At 64.7% G+C, this 23446-nt stretch carries 12 protein-coding genes and 3 rRNA genes; 10 read left to right on the forward strand and 5 right to left on the reverse strand.

The genetic code is table 11. The features are described from left to right. The first annotated feature begins 22 nt into the window (after positions 1-22). The 8 genes from dnaK (at position 23) to rrf (ending at position 10968) form a co-directional block, all read left to right on the forward strand. On the forward strand, positions 23-1891 hold the full coding sequence (gene dnaK / locus RHM57_RS18210; protein WP_134448377.1) for a molecular chaperone DnaK: 1869 nt from the start codon (positions 23-25) through the stop codon (positions 1889-1891). Next, the gene (locus RHM57_RS18215) at positions 1891-2496 is read left to right on the forward strand and encodes a nucleotide exchange factor GrpE (protein ID WP_134448375.1); all 606 of its coding nucleotides are present in this window, start codon (positions 1891-1893) and stop codon (positions 2494-2496) included. Before dnaK ends, RHM57_RS18215 begins: the two co-directional genes overlap by 1 nt. After that, a complete protein-coding gene (locus RHM57_RS18220) occupies positions 2489-3499 on the forward strand; it encodes a DnaJ C-terminal domain-containing protein (protein ID WP_134448374.1) in 1011 nt (336 codons plus the stop codon). Before RHM57_RS18215 ends, RHM57_RS18220 begins: the two co-directional genes overlap by 8 nt. 2 nt (positions 3500-3501) lie before the next feature. Next, positions 3502-3918, forward strand: a complete 417-nt coding sequence (locus RHM57_RS18225) for a heat shock protein transcriptional repressor HspR (protein ID WP_134448372.1) — start codon at positions 3502-3504, stop codon at positions 3916-3918. After that, positions 3905-5074, forward strand: a complete 1170-nt coding sequence (locus RHM57_RS18230; RefSeq protein WP_416173094.1) for a methyltransferase — start codon at positions 3905-3907, stop codon at positions 5072-5074. Before RHM57_RS18225 ends, RHM57_RS18230 begins: the two co-directional genes overlap by 14 nt. A 563-nt stretch (positions 5075-5637) precedes the next feature. Further along, positions 5638-7157, forward strand: a 16S ribosomal RNA gene (locus RHM57_RS18235). Positions 7158-7603: 446 nt separating this feature from the next. After that, positions 7604-10731, forward strand: a 23S ribosomal RNA gene (locus RHM57_RS18240). Between the two features lie 120 nt (positions 10732-10851). Next, a 5S ribosomal RNA gene (gene rrf / locus RHM57_RS18245) occupies positions 10852-10968 on the forward strand. Together the 16S, 23S and 5S rRNA genes form the textbook arrangement of a ribosomal RNA operon. A gap of 213 nt (positions 10969-11181) precedes the next feature. Here the strand turns inward: rrf and RHM57_RS18250 are convergent. The 5 genes from RHM57_RS18250 to RHM57_RS18270 all read right to left on the reverse strand — a co-directional run bounded on the left by RHM57_RS18250 (position 11182) and on the right by RHM57_RS18270 (position 19849). Continuing rightward, positions 11182-11823, reverse strand: coding sequence for a histidine phosphatase family protein (locus tag RHM57_RS18250; RefSeq protein WP_277870862.1), 642 nt, complete (start codon positions 11821-11823; stop codon positions 11182-11184). 134 nt (positions 11824-11957) lie between these two features. Beyond that, complete coding sequence (locus RHM57_RS18255) at positions 11958-13277, reverse strand: glycosyltransferase 87 family protein (RefSeq protein WP_166790701.1); 1320 nt, start codon at positions 13275-13277, stop codon at positions 11958-11960. A gap of 137 nt (positions 13278-13414) precedes the next feature. After that, positions 13415-16822 (reverse strand): DEAD/DEAH box helicase, encoded by a 3408-nt coding sequence (locus tag RHM57_RS18260; protein ID WP_322189075.1) that lies wholly within the window; start codon positions 16820-16822, stop codon positions 13415-13417. Positions 16823-16909: 87 nt separating this feature from the next. Continuing rightward, entirely contained in the window at positions 16910-17818 is a 909-nt protein-coding gene (locus RHM57_RS18265; RefSeq protein WP_166787243.1) for a universal stress protein, read from the reverse strand. Positions 17819-17917: 99 nt separating this feature from the next. Further along, positions 17918-19849: a primary-amine oxidase gene (locus tag RHM57_RS18270; protein ID WP_322189078.1), complete on the reverse strand. Its 1932-nt coding sequence runs from the start codon at positions 19847-19849 to the stop codon at positions 17918-17920. A gap of 185 nt (positions 19850-20034) precedes the next feature. Between RHM57_RS18270 and RHM57_RS18275 the strand changes: the two genes are divergently transcribed. After that, complete coding sequence (locus RHM57_RS18275) at positions 20035-22221, forward strand: ATP-dependent Clp protease ATP-binding subunit (protein WP_134446164.1); 2187 nt, start codon at positions 20035-20037, stop codon at positions 22219-22221. 138 nt (positions 22222-22359) lie between these two features. Next, a complete protein-coding gene (locus tag RHM57_RS18280) occupies positions 22360-23406 on the forward strand; it encodes a zinc-dependent alcohol dehydrogenase family protein (RefSeq protein WP_134446165.1) in 1047 nt (348 codons plus the stop codon). Positions 23407-23446 lie beyond the last annotated feature (40 nt).

A 23446-nucleotide genomic window follows, 5' to 3' on the forward strand; every position in this document is an offset into this window, starting at 1 on the left:
CACTTTGAAGGAGAACGCACACATGGCCCGTGCAGTAGGCATCGACCTCGGAACCACCAACTCGGTGGTGGCCGTCCTCGAGGGTGGAGAACCCACCGTCATCGCGAACGCCGAAGGCTTCCGCACCACCCCGTCCGTCGTCGCATTCACCAAGGACGGCGAGGTTCTCGTCGGTGAGACCGCCAAGCGCCAGGCTGTCACCAACGTCGACCGCACCATTTCTTCCGTCAAGCGCCACATGGGCACCGACTGGACCGTCGGCATCGACGACAAGAAGTACACCCCGCAGGAGATCTCCGCCCGCATCCTCGCCAAGCTGAAGCGCGACGCCGAGCAGTACCTCGGCGACAAGGTGACGGATGCCGTCATCACCGTCCCCGCGTACTTCAACGACGCCGAGCGCCAGGCCACGAAGGAGGCCGGAGAGATCTCGGGCCTCAACGTGCTCCGCATCATCAACGAGCCGACCGCAGCAGCACTCGCTTACGGCCTGGACAAGGGCAAGGAAGACGAGCTCATCCTGGTCTTCGACCTCGGCGGCGGAACCTTCGACGTCTCGCTCCTCGAGGTGGGCAAGGACGACGACTTCTCGACCATCCAGGTGCGTTCGACCGCCGGTGACAACCGCCTCGGCGGCGACGACTGGGACCAGCGCATCGTCGACTACCTGATCAAGAAGTTCAAGGAAACCACCGGCGTCGACGTCTCCAAGGACAAGATCGCCAAGCAGCGCCTCAAGGAAGCCGCGGAGCAGGCCAAGAAGGAACTCTCCAGCAGCATGTCCACGAGCATCCAGCTGCCGTACCTCTCCCTGACCGAGAACGGCCCGGCCAACCTCGACGAGACGCTGACCCGCGCCCAGTTCGAGAAGATGACCGAAGACCTCCTCGACCGCACCAAGAAGCCGTTCCAGGACGTCATCCGTGAAGCCGGCGTCAAGGTGGGCGACATCGCCCACGTCGTGCTCGTCGGTGGTTCGACGCGTATGCCCGCCGTCTACGAGCTCGTCAAGAGCGAGACCGGCGGCAAGGACCCGAACAAGGGCGTCAACCCGGACGAGGTCGTCGCCGTCGGCGCCGCACTCCAGGCCGGTGTGCTGAAGGGCGAGCGCAAGGACGTCCTCCTGATCGACGTCACCCCGCTGAGCCTCGGCATCGAGACCAAGGGCGGCATCATGACGCGCCTCATCGAGCGCAACACGGCCATCCCGACCAAGCGCAGCGAGACCTTCACCACGGCAGACGACAACCAGCCGTCCGTCGCGATCCAGGTCTTCCAGGGCGAGCGCGAGTTCACCCGCGACAACAAGAACCTCGGCACCTTCGAGCTGACCGGTATCGCACCGGCCCCGCGCGGCATCCCGCAGGTCGAGGTCACCTTCGACCTCGACGCCAACGGCATCGTGCACGTGTCCGCCAAGGACAAGGGCACCGGCAAGGAGCAGTCCATGACCATCACGGGCGGTTCCTCGCTCGCGAAGGAAGACATCGAGCGCATGGTGCGCGAGGGCGAAGAGCACGCCGCAGAAGACAAGCGTCGTCGCGAAACCGCCGAGACCCGCAACACCGCCGAGCAGCTCGCGTACTCGATCGAGAAGCTCCTCAAGGAAAACGACGAGAAGCTCCCGGCCGAGGTCAAGACCGAGGTCCAGGCCGACGTCGACGCGCTCAAGTCTGCGCTCGCCGGAGACGACGAGGCCGCGGTCAAGACCGCGTTCGACAAGCTCAACGAGAGCCAGGGCAAGATCGGCGAGGCCATCTACAAGTCGAGCCAGGCGGATGCCGCGACGCCCCCCACCGAGTCCGGCGAACCGACCGCTGACGCGGGCAAGTCCGACGAAGACGTGGTTGACGCCGAGGTTGTCGACGACGAGGAAGAAACCAAGAAGTAATGGCCAAGGACAAGGGTCCGGTCAACGGGCCGTCCGACGAAGAGGTGGAGCCGGTCGCCGCGGAGGAATCTGCGGCAGCCGAGGCGTCCGCCGAATCCGAGGCCGCTGCATCCGCTGAGGGCATCGAGGAAGACGAGCTGACGGTCCAGGACATCCTGGACGCCGCCACGCGCGAGGTCGCAGAGCCGACGAGTGAACATCTCGCCGACCTCAAGCGGGTCACCGCCGAGTACGCGAACTATCGCAAGCGCACCGAGGCGAACCGCGAGATCGAGCGTGAGCGCGTGACCGTGGACGTCGTCAAGGGCCTGATCCCGGTGCTCGACGACCTGGACCGTGCCGAGAAGCACGGCGACCTCGTCGCAGACACCGCATTCAGCACCATCGCAGCCAAACTGCGCACGAGCGTGGAGCGCCTCGGCGTGAAGCCGTTCGGCACGGTCGGCGAACCGTTCGACCCCACCGTGCATGAGGCCATCTTCCAGATGCCTACGCCCGATGTGACGGTCGACACGGTCGGCGAGGTGGTCGAGACCGGCTATTTCCTGGGCTCGACGCTGCTGCGTGTTGCCAAGGTCGTAGTCCAGGTACCGAGCGATGGCTAGCCAGGACTGGTTCGACAAAGACTTTTACAAGGTCCTCGGCGTCTCGAAAGACGTGACGCCGGCCGACCTCAAGAAGGCCTATCGCAAGCTCGCCCGCAAGTATCACCCGGACTCCAATCCGGGCAATCCTGCGGCCGAAGCGAAGTTCAAGGAAATCAGCGAGGCGCACTCGGTGATCGGCGACCCCGCACAGCGGAAGGAATACGACGCTGTGCGGGCCATGGGCGGTGGAGCACGCTTCACCGCCCCCGGTGGCGGAGGCGCCCAGCAGGGTGGCGGCTTCGACGACGTCTTCGGCGGCATGTTCGGTGGGGGTGCCCGGCAACAGGGCTACTCCTACCAGCAGCAGGGCGGGTTTGACGACCTGCTCGGCGGCATGTTCGGCCGGGGCGGCGCCGGCGGCGGCGGTTTCGGAACGTCCACGGGAGGGTTCCGCGGTTACGGCGGACCGACCCGCGGGCGGGACGTGATCGCATCCACGACCGTCGACTTCATCACCGCGACCCACGGCGACCAGATCACCCTGCAGACGCAGGATGGCCGGGCCATCAAGGTCAGGATTCCCGCCGGCGTCGCCGACGGGCAGAAGATCAAGCTCCGCGGCCAGGGCCAGCACAGCCCGGACGGCGGCGAGGCCGGTGACATCGTCCTCACCGTGACGGTGCGCAAGCACCCCGTCTTCGAGCGTGACGGCCTGAACCTGAGGCTGCACGTGCCCGTGACGTTCGTCGAGGCAGCTCTTGGCGCGACGATCGAAGTGCCGACCCTGGGTGGAGCGCCGGTCAAACTGCGCATCGCCCCCGGCACGCCGAGCGGGCGGGTCCTGCGGGTCAAGGGACGCGGCGTTGTGACTCCGAAGGGCACCGGCGACTTGCTCGCCGAGGTCCAGGTCGCGGTGCCGTCGCACCTGTCGAAGGACGCCGAGGAGAAGCTCGCTGCTTTCGCGGCGGCCCTTCCCGACGAGAACCCGCGCGACGAACTGCTGGCGAGAGCGAGAGACTGACGGTGGACGAGAACTCCCGGGTGTTCGTCATTTCGACGGCCGCAGAGCTTGCGGGCATGCACCCGCAGACGCTGCGACAGTACGATCGCCTGGGACTGGTGAGTCCGGACCGCACCCCGGGCCGGTCTCGCCGGTATTCGATGCGTGATGTGGTGAAACTGCGCGAAATCGCGGAGCTGGGTGCCGAAGGCGTGAGCCTCGAGGGCATCCGGAGGATCATCGCGCTCGAGGACCACGTGCGCCGCCTCGAATCGCGTTTGCGCGAACTCGAAGCGGCCCTCGCCGATGAACTGCTGAACCGGTCGGGTCGCCGCGTCTTCGCGGCCGGCTCGGCCGGTGAGGTCATCTCGATGCGCGCGGGCACCCGAACCCGCCGCGCGAACCAGGTGGTCATCTGGCGCCCGCTTGACGGCCGCTGATCCCGTGGCGCCCGACCCCACTGCGTTCGACCCCACTGCGTTCGACTTCGCCGCGCTCCGGCGTTTCCCCGACGTCGAGGCCTCCAACCTTTTTGCCGTCGACGCGAGCGACCGGCTGATCCTCGACGAGGCGGCAGAGAGCCTTCCCGCCGAACGGCTCGTTGTCGTCGAGGACCGGTATGGCGCCCTCACCCTCGGCGCCGCTGCGCTCTTCGGGGCCACCGGCATCCGCGTGCACCAGGACGCGCTCTCGGGCGAGGCGGCCCTGGCCCGGAATGCCGACGAGTTCGGCCTCACCGACCGCTACCGCTCGTTCCCACTGGGCCACGAGCTCCTGTCGGGCGCAACCCTTGTCCTCCTCCAGCTGCCCCGCAGCCTCGCCGCGCTCGACGAGATCGCCGAGGCGATCGCCCGGTACGCCGATCCCACGGTCGTCGTTGTCGCCGGCGGGCGGCTCAAGCACATGACCCCGGCCATGAACGAGGTCCTCGCACGGCACTTCGAGCGGCTCCAGGTCTCCCCGGCCCGGCAGAAGTCCCGGGTCTTGCGTGCCTCCGGTCCCCTCCGGGCGACGGAACAGGCGAGCCAGGCCTGGCCGCACGTCAGCAGGCATGACGACCTGGGTCTGACCGTGTGCGCGCACGGCGCCGCGTTCGCCGGCACCACGATCGACATCGGAACCCGGTACCTGCTCGAGTTCCTTGACCGTATGAAACCGGATGCCGTCCGCGCGATCGACCTCGGCTGCGGCACGGGCGTGCTCGCGGCCGCGCTCGCGCTACGCCGAACCGGACTCACGATGATCGCGAGCGACCAGTCGGCCGCCGCCGTCGCATCCGCCGGGGCCACCATGATCGCCAACGGGGTCGCCGATCGGGTCACGGTCGTGCGTGATGATGCGCTCGGATCCCAGGCGGATGCGTCCAGTGAGTTGATCCTGTTGAATCCGCCGTTCCACATCGGATCCTCCGTGCATGCCGGCATCGCGCTCAAGCTCTTCGCTGATGCCGCGCGGGTGCTCCGGCCCGGCGGTGAGCTCTGGACGGTGTGGAACACACACCTCGGCTACCGGCCGGCGCTCACCCGCCTGGTCGGGCCGACGCATCAGGTCGGCCGGAACGCCAAGTTCACGGTCACGGTCTCGGTGCGACGGTAGGCAGCCGCAGGGCTTCGGGAGGCCTTCAGGGGTGCGAAACCTTCCCGAAACAGAGGTGCAATCCATCCGACACGCCCGGGATGTGACCGGGAGTTGCGGCCCCCCACGGTTCACCGTAAAGTCATCTAAGTCACCCCACAGGTTCGGAAAGCCGAAGCGCTTACCGGCCTCAAGCGGGACCACTTCCAATCCCGATCAACGCGTAAATTCGCTGATCGAGATTGATGGCGTTTCACCAGATTCCCTTAGCGGGGGACCGAGCGAAACGACACGAAAGAAGAATAAGGAATTGCCTCGGAGCGACAGCCTGCAAGGGCCTGAAGCCGAGGTGTCCGATCCTTGAGAACTCAACAGCGTGCACAATGTCAAATGCCAAAAACCTCGTGGTTTGGATCCGTTTCTAGCGGTGAAGGGCCAAGAGATTCCTTTGGAAAACATTTATAACAACAAAGCAAGTCAGTAATGATTTGTTCTGTCAGTTTCAAACTTGTGTCTGGTCCGCCCATTCCGGCGGTCAGTCACACTAGATGTGCCGGTCGCTTCGGTGGCTTGGCAATCAAACATTTACGGAGAGTTTGATCCTGGCTCAGGACGAACGCTGGCGGCGTGCTTAACACATGCAAGTCGAACGATGATGGAGAGCTTGCTCTTCGGATTAGTGGCGAACGGGTGAGTAACACGTGAGCAATCTGCCCTTGACTCTGGGATAAGCGTTGGAAACGACGTCTAATACCGGATACGACCCTTGGAGGCATCTCTGGGGGTGGAAAGAATTTTGGTCAGGGATGAGCTCGCGGCCTATCAGCTAGTTGGTGAGGTAATGGCTCACCAAGGCGACGACGGGTAGCCGGCCTGAGAGGGTGACCGGCCACACTGGGACTGAGACACGGCCCAGACTCCTACGGGAGGCAGCAGTGGGGAATATTGCACAATGGGCGAAAGCCTGATGCAGCAACGCCGCGTGAGGGACGACGGCCTTCGGGTTGTAAACCTCTTTTAGTAGGGAAGAAGCGAAAGTGACGGTACCTGCAGAAAAAGCACCGGCTAACTACGTGCCAGCAGCCGCGGTAATACGTAGGGTGCAAGCGTTGTCCGGAATTATTGGGCGTAAAGAGCTCGTAGGCGGTTTGTCGCGTCTGCTGTGAAAACCCGAGGCTCAACCTCGGGCCTGCAGTGGGTACGGGCAGACTAGAGTGCGGTAGGGGAGATTGGAATTCCTGGTGTAGCGGTGGAATGCGCAGATATCAGGAGGAACACCAATGGCGAAGGCAGATCTCTGGGCCGTAACTGACGCTGAGGAGCGAAAGCATGGGGAGCGAACAGGATTAGATACCCTGGTAGTCCATGCCGTAAACGTTGGGAACTAGATGTGGGGACCATTCCACGGTCTCCGTGTCGCAGCTAACGCATTAAGTTCCCCGCCTGGGGAGTACGGCCGCAAGGCTAAAACTCAAAGGAATTGACGGGGGCCCGCACAAGCGGCGGAGCATGCGGATTAATTCGATGCAACGCGAAGAACCTTACCAAGGCTTGACATATAGAGGAAACGGCTGGAAACAGTCGCCCCGCAAGGTCTCTATACAGGTGGTGCATGGTTGTCGTCAGCTCGTGTCGTGAGATGTTGGGTTAAGTCCCGCAACGAGCGCAACCCTCGTCCTATGTTGCCAGCACGTAATGGTGGGAACTCATGGGATACTGCCGGGGTCAACTCGGAGGAAGGTGGGGATGACGTCAAATCATCATGCCCCTTATGTCTTGGGCTTCACGCATGCTACAATGGCCGGTACAAAGGGCTGCAATACCGCAAGGTGGAGCGAATCCCAAAAAGCCGGTCTCAGTTCGGATTGAGGTCTGCAACTCGACCTCATGAAGTCGGAGTCGCTAGTAATCGCAGATCAGCAACGCTGCGGTGAATACGTTCCCGGGCCTTGTACACACCGCCCGTCAAGTCATGAAAGTCGGTAACACCCGAAGCCGGTGGCCTAACCCTCACGGGAAGGAGCTGTCGAAGGTGGGATCGGTGATTAGGACTAAGTCGTAACAAGGTAGCCGTACCGGAAGGTGCGGCTGGATCACCTCCTTTCTAAGGAGCACAGCAGTGCCGTCTGTATACAGCGGAGTAACACTGCCAAGCCATACGAAGACGAATGTTCTTCGATGGCGCTCATGGGTGGAACATTGACATTGATATGCAGAGATCATCTCTGGATCCAGTACGCCTGGTACCGCTTGCGGTGCCTCGTTGGAAAGGTCCGGTTATGAAGGAAACATATATGCACGCTGTTGGGTCCTGAGGGACCGGAACAACTGGGTTTTGCCTGGTTGGACTGTTCCTCTGGACCTTTTCTTGTTCACATCAATCGTGGGCAGGTGAGGGTACCGCCCGTACTTTGAGAACTACACAGTGGACGCGAGCATCTTAAATTTGACAGTCTTCGGACTGCAAATTACAAAGATCTATTTATAGATCATTGGTCAATTTCGATTCTGAATTTATTCAGAATACTTAATCGATTCAAACTCATGTGATTTCAAATTTCTAAGAGCAAACGGTGAATGCCTTGGCATGTAGAGCCGAAGAAGGACGTAGTAATCTGCGATAAGCCTCGGGGAGTTGATAAACGAACTGTGATCCGAGGATGTCCGAATGGGGAAACCCCGCCAGGCCCGTAAGGTGACCTGGTGACTCCCGCCTGAATATATAGGGCGGGTAGAGGGAACGTGGGGAAGTGAAACATCTCAGTACCCACAGGAAGAGAAAACAATAGTGATTCCGTTAGTAGTGGCGAGCGAACCCGGATGAGGCTAAACCGATCATGTGTGATAGCCGGCAGGCGTTGCATGGTCGGGGTTGCGGGACTTTTCTGCTGATTCTGCCGAACAGTGAGGGTTAGAGCGTTGTATAGACGAACAGGATTGAAAGCCTGGTCATAGAGGGTGCGAACCCCGTAGTCGAAATGCAGTAATCGCCCGAAGAGTATCCCAAGTAGCACGGGGCCCGAGAAATCCCGTGTGAATCTGTCAGGACCACCTGATAAGCCTAAATACTCCTACATGACCGATAGTGAACAAGTACCGTGAGGGAAAGGTGAAAAGTACCCCGGGAGGGGAGTGAAATAGTACCTGAAACCGTTTGCTTACAAACCGTTGGAGCCAGTCTGATTCTGGTGACAGCGTGCCTTTTGAAGAATGAGCCTGCGAGTTAGTGATATGTGGCGAGCTTAACCCGAGAGGGGAATGCGTAGCGAAAGCGAGTCTGAATAGGGCGATTCAGTCGCATGTCCTAGACCCGAAGCGAAGTGATCTATCCATGGCCAGGTTGAAGCGACGGTAAGACGTCGTGGAGGACCGAACCCACTTCAGTTGAAAATGGAGGGGATGAGCTGTGGATAGGGGTGAAAGGCCAATCAAACTTCGTGATAGCTGGTTCTCTCCGAAATGCATTTAGGTGCAGCGTTGCGTGTTTCTTGCCGGAGGTAGAGCTACTGGATGGCCGATGGGGCCTAAAAGCTTACTGACGTCAGCCAAACTCCGAATGCCGGTAAGTGAGAGCGCAGCAGTGAGACGGTGGGGGATAAGCTTCATCGTCGAGAGGGAAACAACCCAGACCACCAACTAAGGTCCCAAAGCGCGTGCTAAGTGGGAAAGGATGTGGAGTTGCACAGACAACCAGGAGGTTGGCTTAGAAGCAGCCACCCTTGAAAGAGTGCGTAATAGCTCACTGGTCAAGTGATTCCGCGCCGACAATGTAACGGGGCTCAAGCACGCCACCGAAGTTGTGGCATTGATATTTTTGGTAAGCCGCACACTTGTTGTGTTGGTTCAGCCGTGTTGATGGGTAGGAGAGCGTCGTGTGGCCAGCGAAGCGGCGGTGTAAACCAGCCGTGGAGGCTACACGAGTGAGAATGCAGGCATGAGTAGCGAAAGACGGGTGAGAAACCCGTCCTCCGAAAGATCAAGGTTTCCAGGGCCAGGCTAATCCGCCCTGGGTAAGTCGGGACCTAAGGCGAGGCCGACAGGCGTAGTCGATGGACAACGGGTTTATATTCCCGTACTGGCGAAAAACCGTCCAAGCTAATCCAGTAATGCTAAGCATCTGAATCCTCTAGATGGATCCCTTCGGGGTGAAGCGTGAGGCCTAGCGTGCGACCCTATGCTGGTGCGGTTAGCGTATTAACAGGTGTGACGCAGGAAGGTAGCTGAGCCGGGCGATGGTTGTCCCGGTCTAAGGATGTAGGCCGAGAGATAGGCAAATCCGTCTCTCATATAAGGCTGAGACCCGATGGGTAGCCCGTAAGGGCGAAATCAGTGATCCTATGCTGCCAAGAAAAGCATCGACGCGAGGTTTTAGTCACCCGTACCCCAAACCGACTCAGGTGATCAGGTAGAGAATACTAAGGAGATCGAGAGAATCGTGGTTAAGGAACTCGGCAAAATGCCCCCGTAACTTCGGGAGAAGGGGGCCGGAGGCGTGAAGGGATTTACTCCTGGAGCGTTCGAAGGCCGCAGAGACCAGTGGGAAGCGACTGTTTACTAAAAACACAGGTCCGTGCCAAGTCGCAAGACGATGTATACGGACTGACGCCTGCCCGGTGCTGGAAGGTTAAGAGGAACGGTTAGCCGCAAGGCGAAGCTGAGAATTTAAGCCCCAGTAAACGGCGGTGGTAACTATAACCATCCTAAGGTAGCGAAATTCCTTGTCGGGTAAGTTCCGACCTGCACGAATGGCGTAACGACTTCCCAGCTGTCTCAACCGCGAACTCGGCGAAATTGCATTACGAGTAAAGATGCTCGTTACGCGCAGCAGGACGGAAAGACCCCGTGACCTTTACTACAGCTTGGTATTGGTGTTCGGTGTGGCTTGTGTAGGATAGGTGGGAGACTGTGAAGCTTGGACGCTAGTTCAGGTGGAGTCAACGTTGAAATACCACTCTGGTCATATTGGATATCTAACTTCGAACCGTGATCCGGTTCAGGGACAGTGCCTGGTGGGTAGTTTAACTGGGGCGGTTGCCTCCTAAAAAGTAACGGAGGCGCCCAAAGGTTCCCTCAACCTGGTTGGCAATCAGGTGTCGAGTGTAAGTGCACAAGGGAGCTTGACTGTGAGACTGACAAGTCGAGCAGGGACGAAAGTCGGGACTAGTGATCCGGCAGTGGCTTGTGGAAGCGCTGTCGCTCAACGGATAAAAGGTACCTCGGGGATAACAGGCTGATCTTGCCCAAGAGTCCATATCGACGGCATGGTTTGGCACCTCGATGTCGGCTCGTCGCATCCTGGGGCTGGAGTAGGTCCCAAGGGTTGGGCTGTTCGCCCATTAAAGCGGTACGCGAGCTGGGTTTAGAACGTCGTGAGACAGTTCGGTCCCTATCCGCTGCGCGCGCAGGAAATTTGAGAAGATCTATCCCTAGTACGAGAGGACCGGGATGGACGAACCTCTGGTGTGTCAGTTGTTCCGCCAGGAGCACCGCTGATTAGCTACGTTCGGAACGGATAACCGCTGAAAGCATCTAAGCGGGAAGCCGGCTTCGAGATGAGATTTCCATCCCTTCGGGGGAGAGGCTCGCAGCTAGACTACTGCGTTGATAGGCCGGATGTGGAAGAGGGGACTAAAGACCCTTGGAGCTGACCGGTACTAATAAGCCAATAATTTGATAACACACCAGTTTGAATAAGCTGCAAGCGTCCACTATGTGGTTCTCGACGTACGGTCGAGAACAAACCCCTTCCAGGAGGGGTCTATAACTGAAAAATATAGAATCGATCCATCGAAAGATGTTTCGGCGGCTATAGCGAGAGGGAAACGCCCGGTCACATTCCGAACCCGGAAGCTAAGACTCTCAGCGCCGATGGTACTGCAGGGGGGACCCTGTGGGAGAGTAGGACACCGCCGGACTTAACTTAGAAACACCAGAAAAGCCACCCCACGGGGTGGCTTTTCTGCTTTAACCCACATGCATCAGCCAGCCTCGCAGCCCTGCACTGGCCCCGCGCGACACCAGCGCCGCTACGCCCCAGGACACGCCGGGCGCGTAACGGCGCAACCGGCGCGCCACCCGCGGAGGTCAACGGGGGCGGTCAGCGGGAGCGGTCAGCGGGAGCTCAGGGGTCAGCGGGCGGGGACGGCGTCGAGGGCGTCCAGGTCGTTGTCGAGGTCGTCTGTTGCCGTCAGGACCTCGCCGTTGAGTACCTGGAGCGACCAGTCGGTGTCGTCCAGGCTGGCGACGTTCAGGGCCGCGTTGGTGATGGTGCCGACGAACTCGCCGAGGGCCTTCATCAGGGTCAGGCGGATCAGCGTGCCGTGGGAGACGACGATGATCCGGGCCCCGGGGTGCGCCACGGCGAGCTCACGCAAGGCCTCGAGGCCGCGCGCGGCGACATCCGCTTCGGACTCCGCGCCGATGAAGCCGCCGTTGCCGGTCGGACCGCCATCGATGCGCAGGGCGTCGAGCTCAGGGCCGGCGCTCAGGCCCTCTGCGGGACCGTAGTTGCGTTCCACGATCTCCGGGATGCGGCGGGTCACCGTGAGGCCGAGGCCGTCCGCAATGAGGTCGGCGGTTTCCGCGGCCCGGGACAGGGTCGAGGAAACAATGAAGTCCCAGTCGTAGTCCGCCAGGTGGCCGACCGCCTCGGCGGCCTGCGCGCGCCCGGTGTCGTTCAGCGGGATGTCCGACAGACCCTGGATCCGCATGGCGGCATTCCAGTCGGTCTGGCCGTGGCGGATAAGGGCGAAGGTCGTTGGTGAAGTCACTACTCCATTGTCCCCCGGCCGGGGACCCAACCGGGAATCGCCAAGGCGGCCCGGACCCTGCCCGAACGCCTGCGACGCACGGCAAGGCTACGCCCGGCTCTGGGCGGGTGGAGACTGCGCGGGTTGACGCCGGGTCAGGCGGCGACGCTACGCGAGTTGCTCGCGGCCAGGCGGCGGGAGAGCAGTGCGGGCGAGGTGACGGGAGCCACGACCATGCGCCACAGCGTGACGAGAGACCAGCCGAACATCACGATCAGGAGGCCGTTGCGCGCCGTCAGCAGCACGAGCGCCGACAGGTCGCCGTTGACGAGGGGCATGTAGAACACCGGGAAGATCAGCGTGGTCAGAACGCCGATGGCGACCATCATGTACGCCGGCGCGCGCCAGGCGTGCCAGCTGTGGCTGACTCCGACGATGACGACGGGCGCGAGCCACAGCATGTACTGAGGGGACCCGACCTTGTTGAAGATGATGAAGGCGCCGACGAGCGCGAGCGACCCGACGAGCAGGAGCTGCGAGACGTCGTGGTGACGGCGCAACGCGACCAGCATGAGCGTGACGATCGCCCCCATGGCGATGAACATCAGCGGATTCATCAGGGAGGCGACGAGCGTTGTGCCGGGTCCGCTGACCTCGCGGGTGGCGATCGCGTAGTTCTGGTAGATGAACGTGTTCGGGTGGCCGAGGGCGGCGAGCCAGACCCAGGGGGTCGTGATCGGCGCTTCGAGCTGCATAGCCCGGTCGGACTGCATCGTGACGAAGCCGGTGATGTACTTGAGTCCGCCGAGAGCGAAGACAGTGCCGACGACGCCGGCCGTGACCGCGATGCCCGTGAGGATCACCGTGATGCGACGCCGGGACGCGACAACGACGGCGACAACGACGGCCGCCGGCCAGACCTTCACCCAGGTGGCGATGGTGAGCAGTGCTGTGGCCACGATCGGGCGACGGGCGAGCAGGACGAGACCCATGATCACGAGCGGGGCGGTGAGGCCCTCGAGCCGGAGCAGGCCGACGGGGCTCAGGACGAAGCTGATCACGAGGAAGAACCAGGCGGAACGGTAGCCGCTGATCTTGCGGCCGGCATCCGTGAGCACCATGACGGCCAGGGCGTTCAGCGCGGCCGTCATCAGGAACCACATCAGCTGGTACAACAGCGGACCGCCGAGGCCGGCGAACACGATCGGGAACAGGGCGCCGATCGGGTAGACCCACTCGACGTTGATGCCCATCCAGACGTGGTGCACGAGGCCCTGCTGGGCCCACGTGCGGTAGAGGGGCAGGTCGCCGAGGACATTGCCGGTCAGGATCGCGGGGAGGAGGGCCAGGAGGAACACGACGTGGATGGCGATGAAGCCGATCACGAGGGTGCGGGGGGTTTCCAGCCACAGGCGGCGGGCGGGCGTGAGAACGCGTCGGACCCGGTGGTCGACCTGGTCAAGAATGTAGGACATTTCACTCACCTCTGCAGACGGCCAAAAGCCCGGGAGGGCAGACTTCATCCAAATTATAGGTTTGTGCGCTGGGTTGCAAGACAGTTCTGCCCGGTTACCGGCCCTTCCTGCTGAGAGAGCTCACAGCCTGATGGCGGTCAGGCGAGCAGTTCGCGGATGTCCGCGGCCGTGAGCGCGGTTCCCCTGGCGCCGTCGGCGGAGAGCACGCTGTCGAAGAGGCGTGCCTTGGTGGCCTTGAGCGCCATGACCTTCTCCTCGATCGTGTTCTTCGCGACGAGCCGGTAGACGAACACATTCTTGGTCTGGCCGATCCGGTGCATCCGGTCGACGGCCTGCGCCTCGGTCGCGGGGTTCCACCAGGGGTCGAGCAGGATGGCGTAGTCGGCCTCGGTCAGGTTGAGCCCGAAGCCTCCGGCCTTGAGGCTGATCAGGAACACCGAATTGGTACCGGTCTTGAACTCGTCGATCACCGCAGCCCGGTTGCGGGTCTTGCCGTCGAGGTAGGAGTATCTGATACCGGCGGCTTCGAGCCGGTTGCGGGCCCGGCCGAGGTACTGGGTGAACTGGCTGAAAATGAGGGTGCGGTGCCCGCCGGCGACGATGTCTTCGAGCAGTTCGAGGAGCGCGTCGAGCTTGGTGGAGGGGATCCCGTCGTACTTGGCGTCGTAGAGGCCCGCGTCGAGGCTGAGCTGGCGGAGCATCGTGAGGGATCGGAAGATCTCGAAACGGTTCGCGTTCAGGTTCTCGATCAGGCCGAGCACCTTCTGCCGTTCCCGGGCCAGGTGGGTGTCGTAGACGGCCCGGTGCCGGGGGTTCAGGGTGAGCTCGAGCACCTGCTCCTGCTTGCTCGGCAGGTCACCGGCGACCTCCTCCTTGGTGCGGCGCAGCATGAACGGGCGGATGCGGCGGCGCAGCTGGGCGAGCCGTTCGTCGTTCGCATCCCGTTCGATGGGCTTCTGGTAGTAGTCCGCGAAGCGGGTGGGGCTCGGGAACAGGCCGGGCGCAGTGATCGACAGCAGCGACCAGAACTCCATCAGATTGTTCTCGAGCGGGGTGCCGGTGATCGCGAGCTTGAACGGTGTGTCGAGGCGCCGGGCGCATTGGTAGGCCCTGGATGCGCGGTTCTTCACGAACTGGGCCTCGTCGAGCAGGAGACCGGCCCACGGCACCGCGTTGTACTCGTCGAAGTCGAGGCGGAACAGCGTGTACGAGGTGATCACGACATCCGCTTCGGCATGGAGGGCTGCGATGCCCGTCGCCCGTTTGCGCGAGGTCTCCGTGACGGATGCGACGCGCAGGCCCGGCGCGAATCTCGCGCACTCCGCAGCCCAGTTCGAGACGACGCTCGTGGGAGCGACGACGAGGAACGGGTGCGCGGGTGCGTCGCTGTCGCGTGCGGCCACCGCGCGGCTGATCAGGGCGATCGCCTGCAGGGTCTTACCGAGCCCCATGTCGTCGGCCAGGATCCCGCCGAGCCGGTGGTCGTGAAGGAAGCCGAGCCATTCGAAGCCGGACTGCTGGTAACTGCGGAGTGTCGCGTGCACGCCGTCCGGCAGCGGGAGCGTCGGTACCCGTTCCACGTCGGTGAGCCCGGCGACGATGTCGCGCCAGCCGGCGGCCTGGCTTGTCACGACGCCGAGTTCCTGCAGTTCCTCCCAGAGGTCGGCCTGGAAGGGGCTGATGCCGAGGGAGGTCGCGGATGGTTCCTGCAGGCTGCGGGCTTCCTCGATCAGGCGGCGCAGGGTGTGCAGTTCGGGCCGGTCGAGGCTGAAGTACGTGCCGCTCGGGAGGATGAGGATGTCCTGGCCGGTCGCGAGGGCCCGGAACAGCACGTCGAAGGGCACGTCCTCTCCGTCGATCGAGACGGACACCGCGAGATTGAACCAGTCCCGGTCGTCGAGGCGCTCGCTCGTGCCGACGCTGATCACCGGGGCGGTGTCCGCCGCCCGGTAGTCGACCACGACGCCGCTCTGCACGACGACGACGTCGGGGAGTACTTCGAGCCGCGGCACGACCCCCTCGAGGAAGTCGATCATGCCGGCGCCGGTGAGTTCGGAGTGCCCGGACAGCCGGGGCACCCCGCCGCGCCGCGGGGCGAGCTCGGTGAGGGGTGCGAGCAGTTCGTCGACGGAGCGGAGGATCCGTGCCTCGGCGGCGGAGTCCCGGTAGCGGTGCTCTCCCGGAGCCGGCCGCAGTTCGAGGTCGTATTCCCCTGCTGGGGTTTCGGTGCTGGTGCTGGTGCCGGTGCTGGTGGCGGCCGGGCCCGCCTGGTAGCGCCACGCCCAGTTCAGAGCGATGCGCGCATCCGCCTGGTGGCTGATCGTGAGCGTGAGCTCGGGGCGCGGGCTTTCGGGCAGCTCGAACGAGTCGTCGCGGCTCGTGACGCGCGCACGGTCGCGGAGGTACGGGTAGAACTCGGCGAGGAAGTCGGGCTCGTCGGCGGTGGGCACGTCGATGGACTGGCCGGTGGCGGCGAGGTTCCGCAGCTCCCTGCTGACCTCGACAGCGAGCGGCGCGAGGGTGAGCCTGCCTCCGGTCGGGTCCCCGGCCGGGGCATCCTGCCAGGTGTAGATGCCGTGCGCCGGGTCGCCCGTGAAACCGAACCGGCCGCCGGGCAGCCGGTGCTCGTCGAGTACGACGGTGGGGGTGAGCGCGAGGCCGCCGGGTGTGCGGCGGATGTCGAGCTCGAGTGATGCGGGACGATCGGCGATGCGCACGGGATCCTGGGCGCCCGAGGTGGAGATGAGCGGGATGCCGGCGGCCGTCGCCTCCTCGAGCAGGCCCCAGAGCGCCCGGTCCGGGAAGTCGTCGAGCTGGATCCACTGCGTCGCCGAGCCGTAGTACGGGCGTCCGGCGAGGTGCAGGGCGTAGAGCGCGGAGAGCACCCGCCGTTGGGCGCGCTGGGCGGTGCCTGCGGTCTGGGCGATGTTGTCCCAGGTCAGGGCGCCGCGGATCCAGCGGCCCTGCTTGCCGAGCAGCATCGGCCGGGCGGCGAGGTGCCGTCCACCGGACTGGAACCGGGAGTTGACCGGGGCGAGCACCTGGAACTGCAACGCGAGTTCCGTCCCTGTCCGCGCGGCCGTCTCTCCGGGTGTGGGCAGGCCGCCGAGCGCGCTGCGCCAGCGCGGGACGGTCGGGGCGGGCGCTGCGGATGCTGCTGCGGGGGACTGGACTGCATACAGGGCCGGCGGCGCGGACCGCCTGCGGAAGCGGTCGACGTCGGCCTCGTCGGCCTCGATCGAGCCCGGATTCCCGCCGTTCCGGCTCGTGACGAGCAAGGCGGCGACATGCTTGCAGTTGCTCCGCATCGGGCAGGTGCAGAGCCCGGTCGCGCGCACCGCGACACCGGCGGGATTCAGGATGAACGAGATGGTCACCGTGTACGGCGTGCGTCCAGTGCCCCGGACCTTTCCGATGAGCCTGGTGCCCGAGTCGTCCCAGACTTCGGACAGGACGTGGCCGTTGCGCGCATAACGTTCACCGCGCGAAAAGGCCTGGCTTCCGACGAGGAGGGCGATCTCGTGTGAGCTGAGAGAGTGAGCCATAAGGGGGAAGAGGGTTCCTTAGAAGGTCGAACCCCATTCTCCCACGGTGTGGCCGGCAGCGGAGGCGGCGGCGGCCTCCGCTGCCGCTCAGCGGGCGAGGCGGGCGGCGGCGCCGGTGGGGACGACGACGAGCGGCACCGGAAGGGCGTTGAGCATCCGGTGGGCGGTGATGCCGAGGAAGATCGTGGTCGGCTGGGCGAGGCGGCTCGAACCGACGAAGGCGACTTCGTCCGTTCGCCACTCGATGGCCTCCACCGCGGACTCCACGTTCTCGCCGACGGCGACCTCGGTCGTGATGGCGCCCGGAGCAGACGATCGCGTCGAGTAATACTCGAGCACCGATTCGAGATGCGCCGTGCTCTCCGCGGTCCGGGCCGCCTCGACAGCGGGCGTCGACTCGCCGTGCTGGGCGCGCCGGGAGTCGACCTCGACGAGGGTGAGGAAGCGCACGTCAACGCTGAGGCCCTCCGTGAACGCCAGCAACGAATCGAGGAGAGTCGACCAGCCGGGCCGGGTTCCGATCGCGCAGGTGATCCGGGAGATCTGCGCCGGGGCGAGGTACCCGTGCGGCGCGAGGGCGACGGGTACGGGCGAGGCGTGCAGGAGGGCGTTTGCGACACTGCCGATCGTGTAGCGACCGCGGATGCCGTGGCGTGAGGCTCCGACGACGATCCGGTCGGAGTCGAATTCCGTGACGGCCCTCAGCAGCCCGTCGGAGGTCGCATCCGCCCAGATCAGGTGCGTCGTGGCCACGACGTCGGCCGGCACTCTCGCCGCGGCGCCGGCGAGCCACTCGAGGCCCTGCTGTTCGAGGAGTGCCTCGAAGTCGGAGCCGGAGGCGCGCAGCCGGGAGGGCGCGATAGTGGAGTGCGGCAGCACGAGGCACAGCCGCAGCTCGGCTCCGGTCAGCCGGGCGAGGGCGACCCCGAGTTCGATGGCATCATTGCCGCGATCGGTCGCTTCGTAGGCGACGACGTAGTTCGCTGTCCTGGTCACGCTGGATCTCCCTGGGTTCTCGGTGAAATGTCGGTGGGGCTGGTCTGTGCGCTTCGTGGCCGGTGCTGCTCGGTGCTGCTCAGTGCTGGTCAGTGCTGGTCAGTGCTGGTCGTGATGCTCATGTCCGTGCGCGTGTCCTGCGGCACCCGGCTGCACGTCGAGGGAGGGGTTGCGGTCGAAGAAGCCGACCGGCTTGAGCCAGAATGACACGGTGTCGGCCGGCATGACGGGCCACTCCTCCGGGCGGGTGATGTGGTGGATGCCGAAGACGTACCAGAGCACGATGTCGGTGTTCCGCACCGGCCGCCCGGCGCGGGTCCACTCGGGCAGGCCGTGGTCGACCGCGCTCTGGTTGACGAACTCGCCGCAGGGCCAGCGCTGCGTCTCGTCTCCGGGGGTGACCCACACCGTGTGCCCGATCACCTGGGCGCGCTGGAACACCGGCGAGGAGGGGTCGAAGAACGAGGGAATTGCGCCGCCCGGAACGAGCTTGTACGACACCGGGGTGCCGAGCCCGTTCAACGTCGCCTCGTTCACGACCTTCCAGCTGCGTTGGGTCGCCCAGTCGTAGTCGTCGAAGCCCTCGGTCTCGATGGGCGTGCTCCGCTGGGTGAGGGCGAGGCCGAGCGGATTCGCTTCGTCGATCGGCTCGACGCGCGTCTCGGAGCGGAACACCGTGTTCTCGGTCCCGTCGATGTCGAGGTCCATCCGGGCGACGATGAAGTGCTGGTGGAAGGGGGCGTATGTGCGGGTGTCCACAAGGGTGCCGTTCGGATGCGGGTGGCCCGCGTCGAGGCTCGTGACGACCATGATCCCGGTCGCGCGCACCTCGCACTCCATATTGCCGTCCTGGTAGAAGCGCCAGTAGACGAGGTATTCGTAGTTCGCGACGGTGACGTGGAAGGAGACGACGAGGCGACGCATCCGCCGTACCTCCGATCCGCCATCGTGGTCGACGTGCTTCCAGAGCACGGCGTTGTCCTCTTCGTGGATGCAGATGGCGTTGGGAATCGAGTACGGTTCGCCGGCGCTGTTGTGCAGCACGGCGTCGAGGTAGCGGATCTCGCCGAGGCAATCGCAGCCCAGTTCGAGTGAGGTCGTCATGAAGCCCAGGCCCCACTCGCCGATATCGAAAGCCGTGCGACGGAAATGATCGACGCTCGGATCCCGGTAGGGCACGACCATTTCGGCGAAGGAGAGCCGGTTGGCGATCGGGCGGACGCGCTCGCCGTCCCGGTAGCTCACTTCGTGCAGCGTCATGCCCTCCCGGTAGTTGAAGCCGACCCGGAGCGACCAGTTCTGCCACTCGACCCGGTGGCCGGTGACGGTGAAGCTCGGCCCCTCTGCCTGCACGATGTCGAGCGGCCTCAGCGGAGGCCGCCGGCTCAGGTCGCGGATGCGAGGAGGGATGAGATGCGGCACGTATTCGCCCATCACGGCCGGGCGGTCGACCGCGAACGAGTCCTCGACGTCGAGGAGTTCCATCGTGTTGACGTCGATCACGAAGTGCAGTCCGCTCACCGGTCCGGCATAGGGGTTGGCGCCCGCCTCCGCGCGCACCCAGACGTCGGACCAGCCGATCCTCCTGCCCCGGAATCGCTCAGGGATGACGGCGTCACCGTAGGTCCAGGTGTCGATGAAGACGTTGTCGAGATCGGTGATGTCCCGGCGGGCGAGGGCGGCGACGACGTCCGGGTGCGCGCGGAGAGCCGCATCCGCTTCGTCCCACTCGTCGACCGTGAAGTTGGCCTGCACGCCCGGCACCGTGGTCCAGTCGAGCAGGGCGTCTGCGCTGAGGGAGACGAGCGCCACCCAGGTGCTGTTCTCGGCCCGGTTCAGCACGACGAGCCGGGCGAGGCGCTCGGGCACCGCACCGGCACGATCGAAGGCGGACCTGGCGTGCCGGCCCGGCTCGACGAGTTCGATCGAGGCGAAGCGCCAGCCCGGTCCGACACCGCGCTCGCGGCCGACGATGGCTGCGGCCGCGGTGAACTCGTCGGCCGTCAGCGGGTCGAGGGGATGGAAGGTCATCGGGGCTCCTCATCATCGAAGGCGTGTCTCGGCGGCGCTGTCGCCTGCCGCCGTTTGCGGTCATTATGGCACCGGTACCGCCGGACGCGAGTGCTGGCGCCGAGCGTCGCCAGCCTCTAAACTTGAGTCGACGCGACTCAGCTTTGTTTGTCGGCGGGCTGTCGCACGAGAGAGAGGAACTTCCCATGCAAGCAGGCCAGCAGCCGCCCCAGGAAGAGGCGAAGTCTGCGCTCGAGAAGTACGGCGTGAACCTCACCGAGATCGCGAAGAGCGGCAAGCTCGACCCCGTGATCGGGCGGGACGCCGAGATTCGCCGCGTGAGCCAGGTGCTCACCCGCCGCACCAAGAACAACCCGGTGCTGATCGGCGAACCCGGTGTCGGGAAGACCGCCGTTGTCGAGGGTCTCGCCCAGCGGATCGTGGCCGGCGACGTGGCCGACTCACTCAAGGGCAAGCAGCTCGTGGCGCTCGACCTCGCCGCCCTCGTGGCCGGGGCGAAGTACCGCGGCGAGTTCGAGGAGCGGCTGAAGGCCGTGCTCAAGGAGATCAACGACGCCGAGGGTCAGATCATCACCTTCGTCGACGAACTGCACACCCTGATGGGTGCGGGCGGCGGGGAGGGCTCTGTCGCGGCATCCAACATGCTCAAGCCGATGCTCGCCCGCGGCGAACTGCGCCTGATCGGAGCGACGACGCTCAACGAATACCGCGAGTTCATCGAGAAGGACGCCGCCCTCGAGCGGCGCTTCCAGCCGGTGCTCGTCGACGAGCCGAGCGTGGAGGACACGGTCGCGATCCTGCGCGGCCTCAAGGAGCGCTACGAGGCGCACCACAAGGTGTCGATCGCGGATGCCGCTCTCGTCGCGGCCGCGTCCCTCTCGAACCGGTACATCACCGCGCGTCAGCTGCCGGACAAGGCCATCGACCTGATCGACGAGGCCGCGAGCCGGTTGCGGATGGAGATCGATTCCGCCCCCGTCGAGATCGACGAGCTGCGCCGCAGCGTCGACCGGCTCAAGCTCGAGGAGCTGGCCCTCAAGAAGGAGAAGGACGACGCCTCCCGCCAGAGGCTCGAGAAGCTGCGGGCCGACCTGCTCGAACGTGAGGACACCCTGAAGGGACTGCAGGCCCGGTGGGACAAGGAACGCGCCTCGCTCAACCGGGTCGGCGAGCTCAAGACCCGACTCGACACCGCGCGGAGTGAATCGGAGCGGGCCCAGCGCGAGGGCAACCTCGAACGCGCCTCCCGGCTGCTCTACGGCGACATCCCCGTGATGGAACGCGAACTCGCCGCCGCCGAGCAGGCAGAGTCCGACGGACCGCGGATGGTCAACGACCAGGTCACCGCGGAGGACATCGCCGCCGTCGTCGCGATGTGGACGGGTATTCCCGTCGGTCGCCTGCTCCAGGGCGAGACCGAGAAGCTGCTCAACCTCGAGGGCGAGCTCGCGCATCGGCTGATCGGCCAGAAGCGCGCCGTGCGCGCGGTCGCAGACGCGGTGCGTCGCAGCCGGGCGGGCATCTCCGACCCCGACCGGCCGACCGGCTCGTTCCTGTTCCTCGGACCGACCGGCGTGGGCAAGACCGAGCTCGCCAAGGCGCTCGCCGAGTTCCTCTTCGACGACGAGAAGGCCATGATCCGCATCGACATGAGCGAGTACGGCGAAAAGTTCTCGGTGTCCCGCCTGGTCGGGGCGCCTCCCGGCTACGTCGGCTACGAGCAGGGCGGGCAGCTCACCGAGGCGGTGCGCCGGCGCCCGTATTCGGTGATCCTGTTCGACGAGGTCGAGAAGGCGCATCCCGAGATCTTCGACGTGCTGCTGCAGGTGCTCGACGACGGGCGCCTCACCGACGGCCAGGGCCGCACCGTCGACTTCCGCAACACCATCCTCGTGCTGACGTCGAACCTCGGCTCGGCGTTCCTGATCGACCCGACGCTCAGCACCGAGCAAAAGGAGGAAGCCGTGCAGCTGCTCGTGCGGCAGACCTTCAAGCCGGAATTCGTGAACCGGCTCGACGACATCGTCGTCTTCCAGTCGCTGTCGATGGAGGACCTCGGCCAGATCGTGGAGCTCATGATCGACCGGCTCGAGAAGCGCCTCGTGGAGCGCCGCCTCGAACTGGCCGTGACGCCGCGGGCGCGCACCTGGCTCTCCGAACGCGGCTACGACCCGATGTACGGCGCCCGCCCACTGCGGCGGCTCATGCAGACCGAGATCGACGACCGGCTCGCGACCGCGATCCTCTCCGGCAAGGTGCGCGACGGTGACACCGTGCTCGTGGACCTCGCGGCCGATGGCGACTCCCTCACGGTCGCGCCTGCGCCCGCTGTGCCCGTGCCGCCGCATCCGCTCGACGAGGCCGACCTCTAGAGCGCAGCCCGTATCATCGCGAGAGCGGGTGAGGCGTCGTTTTCGCACCCTGAAACCGACGATTCACCCGCTTTCGCGGTCAGCGGAACGGGGGCTGGGCGACGGCGTGCCGGCGAGGTCGGGAACTAGGCTCGGAGCATGCGTGCAACTGTGATCTATGGCGAGCGGGACATCCGCCTCGAAGAAGTACCCGACCCGATTCTCTCGACCGGCGGTGACGCGATCGTGCGCGTCGTCGCAGCCTGCGTGTGCGGCTCCGACCTGTGGCCGTACCGCGGCGTGCAGCCGACCAAGGAGCCGCACCGGATCGGCCACGAATTCGTCGGCGTTGTCGAGGAAATCGGCGCAGACGTCACCACGATCAAGGTCGGCGACTTCGTCATCGCGCCGTTCTACGACTGCGACAACACGTGTATCAACTGCCGGAACGGCGTGAGCACCTCCTGCCTGCACGGCGGCTGGTGGGGTGCTGACGACCGGCTCGGCGGCTTCGCCGACGGCGCCCAGGGCGAGCGCGTCCGCGTGCCGCACGCGGACGGTTCCCTCGTCGCGACACCGTCCCAGCCGACGGATGCCCAGATCCCGGGCCTGCTGACCCTCGCAGATGTGATGGGCACCGGGCACCACGCCGCGGTCTCCGCGGGAGTGACCCCGGGCAGCACCGTCGTCGTCGTGGGTGACGGCGCCGTGGGCCTGTGTGCGATCCTCGCCGCGAAGCGCCTCGGGGCCTCACGGATCGTCGCCATGTCCCGGCACGCCTCGCGGCAGGTCGTCGCGCGCGAATTCGGCGCGACTGACATCGTCGAGGAGCGTGGCGCCGAGGGCGTCGCGAAGATCCACGAGATGTTCGACGGCATCGGCGCGGACTTCGTGCTCGAGTGCGTCGGAACCAAGGAATCGATGGAGCAAGCTGTCGCATCGGCCCGACCCGGCGGAATGGTCGGTTACGTGGGCGTGCCCACCGGTGGCCCGATTGCCATGCAGCCCCTCTTCGGCCGCAATGTCGGGATCAACGGCGGTGTCGCATCCGTGCGCGGCTACATCGAGGAACTGCTGCCGGAGGTGCTCTCCGGGGCGATCAACCCGGGCCGTGTCTTCGACCTGGAGCTGCCGCTCGCCGACGTCGCCGAGGCGTACGCCGCGATGGACGAGCGCCGCGCGATCAAGGTCCTCCTCCGCCCCTAACCCGCCCGGAACCCGCCGCTCGCAGCCTTCCTGGCCGCGA

It is taken from the genome of Cryobacterium sp. 10S3, assembly GCF_034344045.1.
In the GTDB taxonomy this organism is placed as follows: domain Bacteria; phylum Actinomycetota; class Actinomycetes; order Actinomycetales; family Microbacteriaceae; genus Cryobacterium; species Cryobacterium glucosi.